Below are 14835 nucleotides of genomic sequence, written 5' to 3' on the forward strand. Positions count from 1 at the left end.
CCGAGGAGCACTTCCGCAGGCGGGGGCACATCTTCTATGTGCACACCAAGTACATGCTGCTGGATTCGCTGGGCGAGGACCCGATGATCTACACCGGCTCGGCGAACTTCTCCGACAACTCGGTCGAGAGCAACGACGAGAACATGCTGCTCCTCAGGGGCGAGGCAGCGCGCGCGGTCTCCGACATCTACGTGAACGAGTTCACCCGGCTGTTCAATCACCTCTTCTTCCGGACGATCGCGATCCGGCGGGCCCGCGCGCGGCGCTCGAACGGCGCCGCTGCGTCCCGGCGAATCGCGGTTCTCGATCCGACCGACGGCTGGGTGGCCCGGCATTTCCGGTCCGGGTCCTACCACGATCTGCGCCGCCGGCTGTTCCGATAGTGGCCGAAGGTCGCGACCGGCGGATCATCCGCCGCGCCGCCTCGCCCGGAACGTGCTATCGAGGTCGGACCTGCGGCGCTCGCCGCGGCAAACGGCGCCGGCCGGCGCCGCTCGTCCAACCCGGCGCAAACCAGCGGAGCGGCGTGATCCATGACCGACCTGACGGAGCTGAAGGACCGCAAGCAGGCGGTAATCGTCATTCACGGCATCGGCGACCAGCGGCCAATGGAGACCCTGCGCGGTTTTCTCGAAGCCGTGCTGACCGAGAGCGACAAGAGCTATCTGCCGAAGTACTGGAGCAAGCCCGACGAGTTCTCCAAGAGCTTCGAGCTGCGGCGTTGCAGCGCGCCGCGGCGGCGCGACCGCCCGCGCACCGACTTCTTCGAGTTCTACTGGCAGCACCTGATGCAGGGCAACCGGGTGTCGCACGTTCGGCGCTGGGTCCTGTCGCTGCTGTTCCGCCGGCCGTCAAAGGCGCCGTCGCAGCTGCGCCCGCTCTGGTGGCTGTCCTGGATCGTCGTCCTGGCCGCCGCGGTGCTGCTTTCCGCCGGTGGCGTCGCGCGCTATCTCGAAGCCGGCGGCCTCGCCTGGCTCATGCCCGCGCTCGGCGCGGTCGGCCTGGTCCTGCAGGGCTTCCTCCTGACCCACGTCGCCGACGCCGCCCGCTATCTCGACCCCTCGCCGGCCAACGTGCCGGCCCGGCAGAAGATCCGCAGCGCCGGGGTCGATCTCCTCGCCGAGCTGCACGAGCGCGGCGACTACAACCGCATCGTCGTAGTCGGGCACAGCCTGGGCAGCGTGATCGGCTACGACATCCTCTATCACTTCTGGACCGCGCGCCACGCCCGCCACGCCAGTCCGGAAACACCGAAGCACGACGCCTTGAAGGCCCTGGAAGCCCTGGCGCGGGCGCAGCGTGCGGACCCGGCCGCCGCCCGCGACGAGATCGCCGCGGCGCAGCGGGCCTACGGCTTCGAGCTGCTCGAGAACGGCCACGCCTGGCTGGTCACGGACTTCGTCACGCTGGGCAGCCCGCTCGCCCATGCCGAGCTCCTGCTGGCGCGCGACGCCGCCGACTTCCGGGCGCGCCAGCGCCAGCGCGAGCTGCCCAGCTGTCTGCCCTTCCTCGAATACGGCAAGGTCTTCTCCTTCAAGCAGGGCTACGACGTCGAGGTTCGGGCGGACGGCAAGGCCGTCACGCAGGAACGCACGCTTCGGGTCCCGCACCACGCGGCGGTCTTCGCGCCGGTGCGCTGGACCAACCTCTACTTCCCCAGCCGCTTCTTCATCGACGGCGACCTCATCGGCGGGCCGCTCGCGGACACCACGGCGCCGGCTTCGCGCCGCTTCGGGGCGGCGATCCGCGATGTCCCGCTGCGCACCAAGGCGGCCTTCGGCTTGTTCAGCCACACCCGCTACTGGCGCCTGCACGAGGCCGACGCGGCGCTGGAGAACGCCCCGGTCCCGGCGCTGCGCGCGGCCCTGGCGCTCGACGACAAGCCGGTCTGGGAGGCCTATCTGACGGCGGCTCAGGCGCCTCCGGCCGGGGCCTCGAGACCCGCACGGAAGAGGGCCTGATCCGAAGCTCCCATCCAAGCCGGGAGCCGAGGAGGACGGCCCGCCGGGCCGGCCGCCGCGCTGGTATTCTCCGGCGCCTTCGGCGATAAGGTCCGGGGTGCCTCCGCGCGCAGCCCAGGACCGCCATGCTTTCCGCCGACCTCGACCTCCTGCACATCGCCGCCGTCGCCCTGCTGGCGGCGGCCTGGGCCGGCTATACGCCGCTGCTGGCGGCCTTCGCGCGGGGCACCCTGAACGTTCAGCTCGGGGTTGTGCGGACGCGCTGGATCGCGATCTCGCTCGGGCGGGAGAACAAGACCTTCGATGCGGTCATGCTGGGGCACATCATCCATTCCGTCGCCTTCTTCGGCTCGGCGACCCTGATCGTGCTGGCCGCCTTGGTCGGCACCCTGGCCAGCGTGACCAGCGTCCACGGGATCGTGGTCGACTTGCCGATGATCGACGCCATGTCGCTCGAGCTCTTTGCGCTCAAGCTGGCGGTGATCTTCTGCCTGCTGCTGGTCAGCTTCTTCTCCTTCACCCGGAGCCTGATCGCGTCACACCGCAAGGTTTGATGCGTGAATCAGGCTCCTACCATCAAAGGAGATCAAGATTCACGGCTCAGATTGGGCCAATCTGAGCCGATCTTGAACTGGCGCTGCGCAAGCTGATCTACACCGTGGCCCTGGCCGGTGGGCTGCCGGAGGCCGAGATCCAGGAGGTGCCGGAGAGCGGCGCGCGCCACGACATGGTCGAGGCCACCGGGACCGTGCTGACCGAGGCGGTCAAGAGCTTCAACTCCGGCATCCGCGGCTACTACTTCGCGGTCGCGGCGCTCTTCCTCTTCATCGGGCCGATCCCCTGCATGCTCGCCACCGCAGCGGTCATGGTCCTGCTGGTCTACCGCCAGATCGGCACCCGCACCGCCCGCGCCATCGGCCGCTACGTCAAGGCGATGGACCGCTTGGACGAGGAGCTGTGAGGGAGGTGAGGAGTCTGAACTCGTCAGTCCCGCAGCCTGCATTCATCTCTACTGTCATTGCCGGGGCGCGTACGCGCGGCGCTCCGCGCGATCCGGCAATCCATCGATGTCGGTGTCTCGCCCTTCGATGGACCCTCGGGTCAAGCCCGAGGGTGACAGCGAGAAGGAAGAGCCCTCGAGACTCCCCTCCTCCAACCATATCCCCTCAGTTCAGAGACTCGTTGCGCCAGTCCACCTCGGGCTCGCGGGTTTGCTGGAGGCTGCGGTAGGGCAGGCCGAAGCGTGCCTCGGGCGTGCCGATCATCCGCTTGAACTGGATGGTGCGGATGAACTCGCGGATCCGCGGCTGGATCTCGCTGCGCCAGCGGCTGCCGTTGAAGACGCCGTAGTGGCCGACGCCGGGCTGGACGTAGTGGTACTTCTCGTCCTGGGGCACGTTGCGGCAGAGGTCGTGGGCGGCGTCGGTCTGGCCCAGGCCGCAGATGTCGTCCTTCTCGCCCTCGACGGTCATCAGGGCGGTCCGGGTGATGGCACCGCAGTCGACCGGCCTGCCGCGGTGCTCGAGCGTGCCCTCGGGCAGGGCGTGGGTCTGGAACACGGTCTCGACGGTCTGCAGGTAGAACTCGGCCGGCAGGTCCATGACCGAGAGGTACTCCTCGTAGAAGTCCTGGTGCTGCTTGACCGAGTCGCAGTCGCCGCGGACCAGGTTCTCGAACAGCCGCTCGTGGGCGTCGATGTGGCGCTCCAGGTTCATGGTCATGAAGCCGGTCAGCTGCATGAAGCCGGGATAGACCGCGCGGCCGTAGCCGGCGTTGGGAAAGGGCACGTGGGAGATCACCGCGCGCTCGAACCAGGCGATCGGCTTCTCGGCGGCCAGGCGGTTGACTACCGTCGGGTTGCGCCGGGTGTCGATCGGGCCGCCCATCAGGGTGAGCGAGGCCGGCTGGCAGGGGTCGTTCTCGGCGGCCATGAGCGCGGTCGCGGCCAGGGCCGGCACCGAGGGCTGGCAGACCGCCATGACGTGGGTGTTCGACCCCAGGAAGCGGATGAAGCCGATCAGGGTGTCGATGTAGTCGTCCAGGTCGAAGGGCCCCTCGCGCAGCGACACGTCGCGGGCGTCGACCCAGTCGGTGATGTAGACCTCGTGCTCCGGCACCATGGCCCGCACCGTGTCGCGCAGCAGGGTCGCGTAGTGCCCCGAGAGCGGTGCGACGATCAGGACCTTGGGGTCGTGGCGTCGGCCGACCAGGGACTCGTCGCGGGCGAAGTGCAAGAGGCGGCAGAAGGGCGTTTCCAGCACCACCTCCTCGGTCAGCGGCACCGGCAGACCATGGATCCTGGTCTCGGTCAGGCCGAACTCCGGCTTGCCGTAGCGCCGAGTCACGTTCTCGAAGACCTCGCAGCCGGCCGCCATGTGGCGCGCCAGCGGCATGACCGCGAAGGGGTTGAGCGGCGAGTCGAGGTGGTATTTGAGGTTCTTGGCGCCCCAGCGCAGCGGCGTCATCAGGGCGTGGGCGAGCTCATAGGTGTGGTAGTTCATGGCAGCGCGTCTATCCCCGGTCGGTGGCCTTGTCTCTGGCCCGTTGTTCGAACGCGGGCTTTGGGGATCTGCGCCCCGGCTGCCCGCGCGGTGGATTCGTTTCCCGAATCGCTTTTGCGGCGCAATGTTATTCCGGTGCGGCGCAGCAAAGCAAACCGGCGAAACGATCGCCGCGGCAAACTAAGGCTTGAAATGGTTAACAGATCGTTGAGCCGACTAAGCGGCACGGCCGGTCGGGAGGCTGCTGCGCTGCATCATTGCAGCTCCCGCCTGCGCACCCGCCGGGGCAAGTGCCGCAGAGCCGCCACACCGCAAGCGGCCGCAATCGTCCGCCTCGACGTCTCAGCCGCGCCGCGTCATGGCGAAGCCGGCGAAGGAGACCAGACCCGCCGCGGTCATGATGATCATCATTGGCAGGGCGCTGTTGCTGCCCTCCTGGAGGACGCCGACCACGAAGGCGAGTAGGGCGCCAAGGCCGATCTGTGCGAAGCCGGCGATGCCGGCGGCGGTGCCGGCCAGGCGCGGCCGGGCCGAGACCGCGCTCGCCATGGCGCTGGGCAGGGTCAGGCCGTTGGAGAGTGCCAGGACGAACATCGGGCCGAAGAGCGCCGCGGTGTGCTGGATGCCGCTCAGGCCCCAGAGCAGGAGCAGGCCGAGGGCCGCGAAACCGCAGCCGATGGTGATCATCCGCTGCAGGCCGACCCGGACGGCGTAGCGGCCGGACAGGAAGTTGCCGAGGACGTAACCGACCGCCGAAAGGATGAAGTAGAGGCCGTATTCGCTGGCCGGCCGGCCCATGATCTCGGTGACGACGTAGGCCGCGCCGGCGAGGAAGGTGAAGAAGATTCCGGAGGCGCAGGCCAGCACGATGGTGTAGCCGCAGAAGAAACGGTCGCGGAGCAGGCCCAGCACCGCGTTCCAGCTGAGGCTGACCTCGCCGTCGAGGCTCGGCTGCCGGGTCTCGTGCAGGTGGCGCAGGCTGACCGCCAGGATGGCCAGACCCAGCAGCAGCGAAAGCCAGAACATGGCCTGCCAGCCCTGGTGGTCGAAGAGGTAGCCGCCGACGGCCGGGGCCAGCATGGGCGCGACCACCATGGCCATGGTGACGTAGCCGATGTTGCTGGCGGCCTGCTCGCGGCCGAAGACGTCACGGATGATCGCGCGGCCGATGACCAGCCCGGCGCAGGCCCCGGCTGCCTGAATGATCCGGCCGGCGATCAGAACCTCGACCGTGGTCGCGCAGGCACAGATCACGCTGCCCAGCAGAAAGAATCCCATGCCGTAGAGGATCACCGGGCGGCGGCCGAAACGGTCGGAGAGCGGCCCCAGGACCAGCTGGATCGCCGCGGTCGCCGCCAGGTAGGCGGTCAGCACCAGCTGCATTACGCCGTAGGTGGTGTCGAAGACCTTGGCCAGCGCCGGCATTGCCGGCACCACGACGTTCATGGCGAAGGGCCCGACCGCCGCCAATCCCACTAGGAGCAGCAGGGACGGGCGCCTTCCGGGCCTGGTCGCGCCGGGCCCCGCGGACTCGGGGGCCATGGTCGTCGTCTCCTTAGCGGAGATCCGCTCCAAACACCTTCTCCCTTCGGCGGCGCCTTGCCGGATCTTGCGAAGCTTGCGCCGGCCGGATTCTCCAGCAATTTCGGCATGACCAACTCCGTCCCGGCGACCGTCCGCTTAACCCGGGGCGGCCGGGCCACGAGACTCGGCACTTGATTGCCCGGCTATTTTGCCTCCGCCGGACAGGATCCCGCCGTGTCATTCATCACAGGAAAACAACCCCGGCGAGACGGCCGGGGCGCAACCGGCACGGTTAGAGACAGGGAAGGTGCTTAGCACAGAGTGCGGCGGGGGTAACCCCCGGTTGATTACGTAGGGGCCATACAAAAATCGGCCCAACCCTGCCACGGTCCCGTCCGGCGGCTTCGCGGCTGCCACGACGACGGACACCGCTTGCGCTGCTGCGGCAGCCCTCGGTCGCGGCGGATTTTACGCGCCTGGAAAAACGGTTAACCTGCGCGCCATGATCGAGTGGAGCGACGAGGCGGTGGTCCTGGGGCTGCGCCCGCACGGCGAGGCCGGGGCGGTGGTGCAGCTCCTGACCCGGACTTACGGCCGCCATGCCGGCCTTGTGCGCGGCGGCCAGGGGCGGCGTCTGAGCGGCGTGCTGCAGCCGGGCAATCGGGTGCGGGCGACCTGGCGGGCCCGCCTGGCCGAGCACCTGGGCAGCTTCGCCTGCGAGCTGGAGGAGGCGGTGGCGGCGCGCTTCCTGGACGATCCGGCCAGGCTCGGCGCGCTGCGGGCGGCGCTCGCGGTCTGCGAGCAGGCCCTGCCGGAGCGCGAGCCCCACCCCGCCTGCCACGACGGCCTGCTGGCCCTGATCGCCGCCCTGGAGGGCGAGCACTGGGGCGAGACCTACGTGGTCTGGGAACTGGCCCTCCTGAAGGAGCTCGGCTTCGGCCTCGACCTCAGCGCCTGCGCCGGCGGCGGCAACGACGAGCTGGCCTACGTCTCGCCGCGGACCGGACGGGCGGTCTCCCTGGCCGCCGGCGAGCCCTACCGCGACAGGCTGCTGGCGCTGCCGGGCTTCCTGGTCGGCAAGGGCAGCGGCGGCGCCCGTGAGGTCGCCCAGGGCCTGGCCCTGACCGGCCGCTTCCTCGAGCGGCACATCTTCCACCCCCAGGACCGGCCGCTGCCCGCGGCGCGCGACCGCCTGGCCGCCGCCGTGGGCGCGCAGGCGCCGCGATGACCGACAGCGCGCAGCGGATCGTGGTGATCGGCGCCGGCGTCGTCGGGGTCTGCGTTGCGCTCTACCTGCAACGCGACGGTCACGCGGTCACCCTGGTCGACCGCCAGGGTCCGGGCGAGGGGACCTCCTTCGGCAACGGCGCGGTGATCGGCGAGGAATCGGTGGTCCCGGTCGCGATGCCGGGGATCCTGCGCAAGGTCCCGGGCATGCTGCTCGACCCGCTGGGCCCCCTGGCGATCCGCTGGTCCTACCTGCCGCGCCTGGCGCCCTGGCTGCTGCGCTTCGTCGCCGCCAGCCGCCCGGCCGAGGTCGAGCGGATCTCGATCGCCCTCAAGGCGCTGATGGACGGCTCCTTCGACGCCTTCAAGCCGCTGCTCGAGCTGGCCGGCGCCGAGGCCATGCTGAAGCGCGGCGGCTGGGTCGGCGTCTACGAGACCGAGGAGCACTTCGCCGCCGCCCAGCCCTACATCGAGCTGCAACGCCGCCGCGGCGTCGCCCTGGAGATCCTGCCGCCGGAGGAGCTGCGCCAGCTCGAGCCGGCCCTGGCGCCGGGCTTCCACCGCGGCGTCTACTACCCCAACGTCGGCCACACGGTGAACAACTTCCGCCTGGTCCAAGAGCTCGCCGCCGCCTTCACCCGGGAAGGCGGGACCCTGCTGCGCCAGGAGGTCCGCGGCTTCGACTTCGCCGGCGCCGACGGCGCGGGGCCCAGCGCCGTGGTCGCCGAGGCCGGGCCGCTGCCCTGCGACGCCGTGGTCTTGGCGGCCGGCGCCTGGTCGCGCGCCCTGGCCCGGCAGCTCGGCGAGGACCCGCCGCTCGACACCGAGCGCGGCTACCACATGCAGCTGCCGAACCCCGGCGTCGAACCGCGCATTCCGGTCTACTCCACGACCTACGGCTTCGTCTCGACCCCGCTGGAGCATGGCCTGCGCCTGGCCGGGACGGTCGAGCTCGGCGGCCTGGAGGCCGCGCCCAACTGGAAGCGCGCCGAAGTCCTGCTGACCCACGCCAGGCGCTTCTTCCCCGGGCTCGACACGAGCGAGGCCAAGCCCTGGATGGGCTTCCGGCCCTCGATGCCGGATTCCCTGCCGGTGATCTCGCGCGGCCGGCGCCACCGCAAGGCCTACTTCGCCTTCGGCCACGGCCACTGCGGCCTGATGCTGAGCGCGCGCAGCGGCAAGCTGATCGCCGACCTGGTGGCCGGCCGCGATCCCGGGATCGACCTGGCGCCCTACCGTGTCGACCGCTTCTGAGCCGCCGCTGCGGATCCGGGCCTACGCCGACCTCGCGGCGCCCGAGCCTTTCCGCTGTCAGATCGAGGAGATCCTGCTGGTCTCCGCCAACCCGCGCCGGGTCGCCGACGCGCCCTCGCGGGCCGCCTTCCTGGCGCGCTGGCTGGCGCCCTACCTGGAGGCCTATCCGGAACACTTGCTGCTGGCCCTGGACGCGGACCGGGAGGCCGAGGTGCTGGGCGTCCTGAACGGCTGCCTCGACAGCGCCGGGGCAACGGTCTTCCGGGACCTGCATCCCCACTACCGGCTCTTCGCCGATCTCTACGGCGAATTCCCCGCCCACCTCCACGTCAACTGCCATCCCGAGCACCGCCGCCGGGGCGTGGGCAGCCGCCTGGTGCAGGCCTTCGTCGCGCGCTGCCGCGCCGCGGGACTGCCGGGCGTCCACCTGGTGACCGCGCCGGGCGCGCGCAACGTCGCCTTCTACCGGCGCAACGGCTTCACCGAGGCGGTCGAGCGAAGCGAGGACGGGCGCAGCTACCTGTTCCTCGGCCGGCGGCTTTCCGAGGTCTGACGGGAAGGGCGCCGGCCGACCGCGGGCAGGGCCCGCCGCGCGCCGTCCTCTGGCCCGCTACTTCACGGTGATCGTGATCCGCTCCGAGGTGACCGGCGGGTTGTGGGGGATGTGGTTGTGGTCGCCCAGCAGCAGCTGCAGCGTGTGCTGGCCGGCGGGCAGCTCCAGCTTGACCTCGGTCTGTCCGCCGCCGAAGTGCCGGTGGTTTTCGTCCGCGGGGATCGGCTCGTCCAGGCTTGGCAGTTCGGCGTTGACGAGCAGGTGGTGGTGTCCGGTGCTTTCCTTCTCGGTCCCGGCCGGCGCGACCCCCATGCCCGAGAGCCCGAAGCGCACGACCACGGGGCTGGAGACCGTGTCGCCTTCGGCCAGGCCGATGAAGTAGAGCTTGGCGCCGGCCGGCGCCGGCGTCTCCCCGGCCAGGCCCGGCAGGGCGAAGAGCGAAAGCCCCAGCACCAGGGCCAGGATCGAAGTCGTCTTGGGCATCTCTGTCCTCCCTCGTGGCTTTCCTAGCAAGAACACCGCAGCGCGCAGCTTATTCGCCGCCGGCCCGCGTGCGGATCAGGCGCCGCGCGGCGGTGCCGGCGGCAAAGTGATCGCTTGACCAGAATGCGAACCCGACTGAGGCAACTCCGCCGCATCGACTCATAAAGCTGCATATACAACTTAAACAAGAGAAAATATTCATATACATGAATTTTTAGTTGATTCTCTTTTCGGCTTCACGAAGCATGGATAACACAACCCCAGGTCTTTCGACTAGGAGTTGTGGGGATCCGACCGCGATACCGAAGGACTGGATGCTGTCAGCCAGACCATGGTGCGGTCGGAGATGGGGAAGAACATGCCGCCCAGTCAGAAGGTCGGCGGCCAAGAGGGGAATGGCTTCGATGTCTCCAGCCGCTCTGTCCGGATGCCTTCGTTGTCTTCTCGCGCTTCTTTTCGCCGTTCTGTTCGTCGGTGCCGGGCAAAGCGGCCGCGCGATGGCTCAGAACTATTGGGCCGGCGGCTTCTACGGCGGGGAGCCAAGTGCAGAGGCTGCCTGCAGGACATACGAGGATATCTACGGCACGTTCATGGGGTTACGGCCTCATGGCGATGGCTTCAAATGCAAGTTCAGGCCCTCCAATCCTCAATACAGAGGTTACGTCTTTCTCAGTTGTCCCTCGGGCTATGTCGACGACGGCAGCACATGCTTCCAAAGGAACACCAAGCGTCACGGCTGCTGCGAGGATTCCACGGGCAATCCGATCTCGCCTTCCAGCGGCAACAAGTTCGAAATGGCCGTCGACTTCGCGACCGGCGGAACCGATACCCTGGCCTTTGTTCGCAGCTACAACAGCCACGATACGCGGCAGACGGCTTTCGGAAGCAAATGGGGACACAACTTCGAAGCCAGGTTGGACATCGTCGATGCCGACACCATTCAAGCCGAGCGCCCGGACGGCCGGGTTCTGAAGTTCACCAAGACCGGTTCCACCTGGCAGCCGGACAGCGACGTGGTCCTGACCCTCGTGGCTTCCGGCAGCAACTGGGTCGTCACAGATGCCGACGACAACAGCGAAACCTACGATTCCGCCGGGCGGCTGATTTCCGTCGCTTCGCGACGCGGATACACCCAAACCCTCGCCCACGACGCGAACGGCAATCTCGAAACGGTCAGCGATTCCTATGGCCGGCAATTGACCTTTGGCCACAATGCGGCGGGTCGGCTGGTCACCATGACCACGCCGAACGGCGAGACCTACCACTACGCTTACGACAACGCCTTCATCTCAGACGAGATGGAGCCGAACCGCCTCCACCATGTGGTTTTTCCCGACGATACGCTGCTCGACCTGACCGACAATTCCCGTGTCACCTATGTCTACGAACGGGTCGACGCCCCCTACTTCCTGACCGGCATCCTCGATGAGAACGGAGAGCGCTTCGCCACCTTCGAATACGATTCCGATCTGCGGGCGACGCTTTCCAAGCATGCTGGCGACACGCAGAGCTTCAGCGTCGTCTACAACGCCGACGGCTCCCGCAGCGTCACCAGTCCGCTGGGCACGGTCGGGACTTACAGCTACGTCACGATTGAAGGAGCACCAAAGCTCTCCGGTGTGGCTCTAGCTGCAACCGCCGACACGCCGGCGATGTCGACCAGCATCACCTACGACGCCAACGGCTTCGTTGGCAGCAAGACCGACAGGAAAGGCAACGTCACCAACTACGTCAACGACGCGCGAGGCCTGGAGACCAGCCGGACCGAGGCCGTCGGCACGCCCGAGGAGCGGACGATCACCACCACATGGCACCCGACCCTGCGGCTGCCGGACGTGGTGACAGAGCCGGGGCGGACTGCGGACTTCGACTACGACGCCCAGGGCCGGCTGACCACGGTTACCATCACCGACACCACCAGCCACACCTTGCCCTACAGCACCAACGGCGAGGTCCGGGTCTGGAGCTACACCTACAGCGCCACCGGGCAGGTGCTGACCGTCGACGGCCCGCGCACGGACGTCACCGACGTGACCACCTTCGAGTACGACGCCCAGGGCAACCGCGAGAGGATCATCGACGCGCTCGGGCACACGACCCACGTCACCGCCTTCGACGGCCGCGGCCTGCCGCTGACCGTACTCGATTCGAACGGAACCGAGACCGAGCTGAGCTACAACCCGCGTGGCTGGCTGACGGCGCGGCGAATCAAGCACGCTTCCGGCGACGCGGTCACGGCCTTCGACTACGACGCGGTCGGGCAGCTCCTGACCATCACCCGGCCCGACGGCACCCGCCTGCACTACGAGTACGATGCGGCCCGGCGCCTGGAGGCGGTGCGCAACGACCTGGGCGAGCGCATCGAGTACAGCCTCGACGCCATGGGCAACCGCACGGCCGAGACCGTCAAGTCCGCGACCGGTGATATCAAGCGCACCCAGAGCCGGATCTTCGACTCCCTCGGCCGTTTGCTGCAGAGCATCGGCGCCGCCGGCCAGACCTGGACCTACGCCTACGACGACAACGACAACCTCGAGACCATCACCGATCCCGCGGCGGTGCCGGGCGTGACCCAGCGGGCCTTCGACGCCTTGAATCGCCTGGTCCAGGTGACCGACCCGGCCCTGGGCATGGCCGGCTACGGCTACGACGCCCGCGACAACCTGATCGCGGTCACCGACCAGCGGACGCTCACCACGACCTACGTCCACAACGCCTTCGGCGACGTGATCCAGATCGACAGCCCGGACACCGGCGTCACGGTCTATCTCGTCGACCCGGCCGGCAACGTGACCCGGATGACCGACGCCCGCGGCGTGGTCACCGAGTTCACCCACGACGCCCTCGACCGGGTCCTGACCAAGTCCTTCCCGGCGGACGCCACCCAGAACGTCACCTACGGCTACGACGACACGGCCGGCGGCAACCACGGCATCGGGCGCCTGACTTCGGCCATCGACCCGAGCGGCAGTGCCGCCTACCGCTACGACCACCGCGGCAACCTGGTCGAGGAGGCGCGGACCATCGGCGCCACCAGCTTCACCACCGGCTATGCCTACGACCTGGCCGACAACCTGGTGAAGGTGACCTATCCCTCGGGTCGCATCGTCAACTACGACCGCGACGACCTGGGCCGGGTCGCCGGCGTCACCACCCAGGAGAGCGCCGCCGCGGTGCCGGTGACCATCGCCGGCGACATCACCTACCTGCCCTTCGGGCCGATGGAGTCCTTCACCTTCGGCAACGGCCTGACCGTGGCCTACGCCTACGACCAGGACTACCGCTTGAAGGACATCGACACCGGCGACGGCGTTACCGCGGTCCAGGACCTGACCATCGGCTACGACGGCCGGGACAACATCACCGCCATCACCGACAACCTCGACGCCACCCGCGACCAGGGTTTCGGCTACGACGCCCTCTCGCGCCTGACCAGCGCCTCCGGTCCCTACGGCGACATCGCCTACACCTACGACGCGGTCGGCAACCGCGAGACCCGGGACGTCACCGTCGACAGCGTCACGACCAACGAGGTCTATAGCTACGCGCTGGACTCCAACCGCCTGCTCAGCGTCGACGTCGGCGGGACCTTGCGCAGCCTGACCCACGGCCTCAGCGGCAACATCACCGCCGACGACCGGGGCGCCGACCCTGACCTCGGCTTCGACTACGACCTCGACGACCGCCTGGTGCGGGTCAACCGGGGCGGCCTGCCGCTCAAGGAGTACCTCTACAACGCCGGCGGCGAGCGGGTGGTCAAGCAGGCCCCCGGCGGCTTCGATCCCGAGTACTTCCACTACGACCGCTCCGGCCGCCTGCTGGCCGAGAGCGACGGCACCGGCGCCTGGCCGCGCAGCTACGTCTACCTCAACGGTCTGCTGATCGCCCAGGTCGAGCCGGGCAGCGGCGGCGGCACGCCGATCGACGTGATCCTCGACAACGGCGCCGCCGGCACCACGCCCAGCGGCACCTGGGAGTCCTCGACCGCCGGCCAGGGCTTCGAGGGCGCCGACCATGCGGTGCGCCCGGCGCCGCCGATGCCGCCCCTGGGCGGGCAGACCATCGACAACGGTGATCCGGCCTTTGCCTCCGTCGGCGACTGTGCCAGCTCGACGGCCAACCCCGGCTTCGAAGGGAGCGACTATCTCACCTGCAGCGCCGGCAGCGGCCACGACTACCTGCGTTTGGTCCCGCTGCCCTTGGTCAACCCGGACGCGGAGACCGGCGACATCAGCGGCTGGACCCTGACCCTGGGCCAGTTCCAGACCTCGACCATGGAGCCGGACCCGATTCAAGGCTCCTACTTCTTCTTCGGCGGTACGGTCGCAAAGAGCGTGATGCACCAGGATGTCGCGCTGCCCGCGGCGACCTGGGGCGACGTCGACAGCGGCGGCTGGCAGGCCCGCCTGGTCTGGCAGCAGAGTTCCTGGGTGCAGCGCGACCGCGGTTCCGCCGCTTTCATCTTCCTTGACGCCGCCAATCAGCAGATCGGGCCCCGCCGCGAGTCCACCCGGGCCGCGCCGAGCACCAGCTGGGAGCAGCGGGAGATTCGGGTCTTCGTCCCGCCGCTCACCCGAAGCATCCGGCTCGAGCTCACGAGCCAGCGCAGCGCGGGAACCTCGAACGACGGCAACCTGGATGCCTTCGAGCTCAACCTGGTCCAGCCGAGCGGGACCGGGTTGCGCCAGAGCCTGCTCCTGGTCAACGGCAACGCCGAGGCGGGTACGATGGCCGGCTGGACGCCGGAGACCGGCGAGTTCTTTGCCGTCGGCACGGATCCTGTGCCGATCGATGGCGCCTACTACTTCTATGCGGGCGACGTCGCCAGCAGCGTGGTCTACCAGGACCTGAGTCTGCCCTCCGACCAGTTCGCTGCGATCGATGCCGGCGAGCGGATGGCCGAGGTGAGCTGGCTGCAGGCCTCCTGGGACGGCGACGACCAGGGCGCGGTGATCTTGGAGTTCCTCGACGCGGCGGCGCTTCCGGTGGCCGCGGCGGCGCAGAGCGAGCTCTTGTCGGCCTCCTACTGGTGGGAGGAACGCAGCTTTCAGGCGGCGATCCCGGCCGGGACCCGGACGCTGCGCGTGAAGCTGCGCGGCGAGCGCAGCTACGGCACCAGCAACGACGCCTACTTCGATCAGGTGCGGGTGAACCTCCTGCTTGACGGCAGTCCGCCGTCGCCTCCGCCGCCCCAGGTCGCCTCCTGGAGCTTCCAGGTGCCGACGAGCGAGGCCTACGAGGTCTACGCCAAGTGGCCCGAGGCGCAGGCGCATGCCTCCAACGCCACCTACAGCCTGCGCCATCCGGGCGGCACCTGGACGGTGACGCAGAG

At 68.9% G+C, this 14835-nt stretch carries 11 protein-coding genes; 8 read left to right on the forward strand and 3 right to left on the reverse strand.

What is annotated here, in order from left to right; all coding sequences use genetic code 11:
• The 4 genes from QNJ30_26850 to QNJ30_26865 all read left to right on the forward strand — a co-directional run.
• Window positions 1–383 (forward strand): phospholipase D-like domain-containing protein (locus QNJ30_26850; GenBank protein ID MDJ0947087.1); only part of this gene is annotated, 383 nt, incomplete at its 5' end.
• 150 nt (window positions 384–533) lie between these two features.
• Entirely contained in the window at window positions 534–1961 is a 1428-nt protein-coding gene (locus tag QNJ30_26855) for a hypothetical protein (GenBank protein ID MDJ0947088.1), read from the forward strand.
• Between the two features lie 125 nt (window positions 1962–2086).
• Complete coding sequence (locus tag QNJ30_26860; GenBank protein ID MDJ0947089.1) at window positions 2087–2515, forward strand: DUF599 family protein; 429 nt, start codon at window positions 2087–2089, stop codon at window positions 2513–2515.
• 83 nt (window positions 2516–2598) lie between these two features.
• The gene (locus tag QNJ30_26865; GenBank protein MDJ0947090.1) at window positions 2599–2922 is read left to right on the forward strand and encodes a DUF599 family protein; all 324 of its coding nucleotides are present in this window, start codon (window positions 2599–2601) and stop codon (window positions 2920–2922) included.
• A 205-nt stretch (window positions 2923–3127) separates the two neighbouring features.
• On the opposite strand, the gene phaZ is transcribed toward QNJ30_26865, so the two are convergent.
• On the reverse strand, window positions 3128–4462 hold the full coding sequence (phaZ, locus tag QNJ30_26870) for a polyhydroxyalkanoate depolymerase (GenBank protein ID MDJ0947091.1): 1335 nt from the start codon (window positions 4460–4462) through the stop codon (window positions 3128–3130).
• Between the two features lie 342 nt (window positions 4463–4804).
• Window positions 4805–6004 carry a multidrug effflux MFS transporter gene (locus tag QNJ30_26875; GenBank protein MDJ0947092.1) on the reverse strand — a complete coding sequence of 400 codons (1200 nt, stop codon included), beginning with the start codon at window positions 6002–6004 and terminating at the stop codon, window positions 4805–4807.
• Between the two features lie 484 nt (window positions 6005–6488).
• On the opposite strand from QNJ30_26875, the gene recO reads away from it, so the two are divergent.
• The 3 genes from recO to QNJ30_26890 are packed head-to-tail and all read left to right on the forward strand — an operon-like array spanning window position 6489 to window position 9020.
• Window positions 6489–7214 (forward strand): DNA repair protein RecO, encoded by a 726-nt coding sequence (gene recO, locus QNJ30_26880; GenBank protein ID MDJ0947093.1) that lies wholly within the window; start codon window positions 6489–6491, stop codon window positions 7212–7214.
• Window positions 7211–8467: an FAD-dependent oxidoreductase gene (locus tag QNJ30_26885; GenBank protein ID MDJ0947094.1), complete on the forward strand. Its 1257-nt coding sequence runs from the start codon at window positions 7211–7213 to the stop codon at window positions 8465–8467. The genes recO and QNJ30_26885 overlap by 4 nt, the downstream gene beginning before the upstream one ends.
• Window positions 8451–9020, forward strand: coding sequence for a GNAT family N-acetyltransferase (locus tag QNJ30_26890; protein MDJ0947095.1), 570 nt, complete (start codon window positions 8451–8453; stop codon window positions 9018–9020). The genes QNJ30_26885 and QNJ30_26890 overlap by 17 nt, the downstream gene beginning before the upstream one ends.
• A gap of 57 nt (window positions 9021–9077) precedes the next feature.
• Here the strand turns inward: QNJ30_26890 and QNJ30_26895 are convergent, their stop codons facing one another.
• Complete coding sequence (locus tag QNJ30_26895; GenBank protein MDJ0947096.1) at window positions 9078–9503, reverse strand: DUF4399 domain-containing protein; 426 nt, start codon at window positions 9501–9503, stop codon at window positions 9078–9080.
• Between the two features lie 794 nt (window positions 9504–10297).
• Between QNJ30_26895 and QNJ30_26900 the strand changes: the two genes are divergently transcribed.
• Window positions 10298–14835, forward strand: a 4538-nt coding sequence (locus QNJ30_26900) for a DUF6531 domain-containing protein (GenBank protein MDJ0947097.1), incomplete at its 3' end; no start/stop codon positions are given.

Source organism: Kiloniellales bacterium (assembly GCA_030066685.1).
GTDB lineage: Bacteria > Pseudomonadota > Alphaproteobacteria > Kiloniellales > JAKSBE01 > JAKSBE01.

What these genes read in the sequence shown, in the direction of transcription:
- QNJ30_26855 (MDJ0947088.1), top strand. Translation starts at nt 534, where the DNA reads ATGACCGACCTGACGGAGCTGAAGGACCGCAAGCAGGCGGTAATCGTC.
- QNJ30_26860 (MDJ0947089.1), top strand. Translation starts at nt 2,087, where the DNA reads ATGCTTTCCGCCGACCTCGACCTCCTGCACATCGCCGCCGTCGCCCTG.
- phaZ (MDJ0947091.1), bottom strand. Translation starts at nt 4,462, where the DNA reads ATGAACTACCACACCTATGAGCTCGCCCACGCCCTGATGACGCCGCTG.
- QNJ30_26875 (MDJ0947092.1), bottom strand. Translation starts at nt 6,004, where the DNA reads ATGGCCCCCGAGTCCGCGGGGCCCGGCGCGACCAGGCCCGGAAGGCGC.
- recO (MDJ0947093.1), top strand. Translation starts at nt 6,489, where the DNA reads ATGATCGAGTGGAGCGACGAGGCGGTGGTCCTGGGGCTGCGCCCGCAC.
- QNJ30_26885 (MDJ0947094.1), top strand. Translation starts at nt 7,211, where the DNA reads ATGACCGACAGCGCGCAGCGGATCGTGGTGATCGGCGCCGGCGTCGTC.
- QNJ30_26895 (MDJ0947096.1), bottom strand. Translation starts at nt 9,503, where the DNA reads ATGCCCAAGACGACTTCGATCCTGGCCCTGGTGCTGGGGCTTTCGCTC.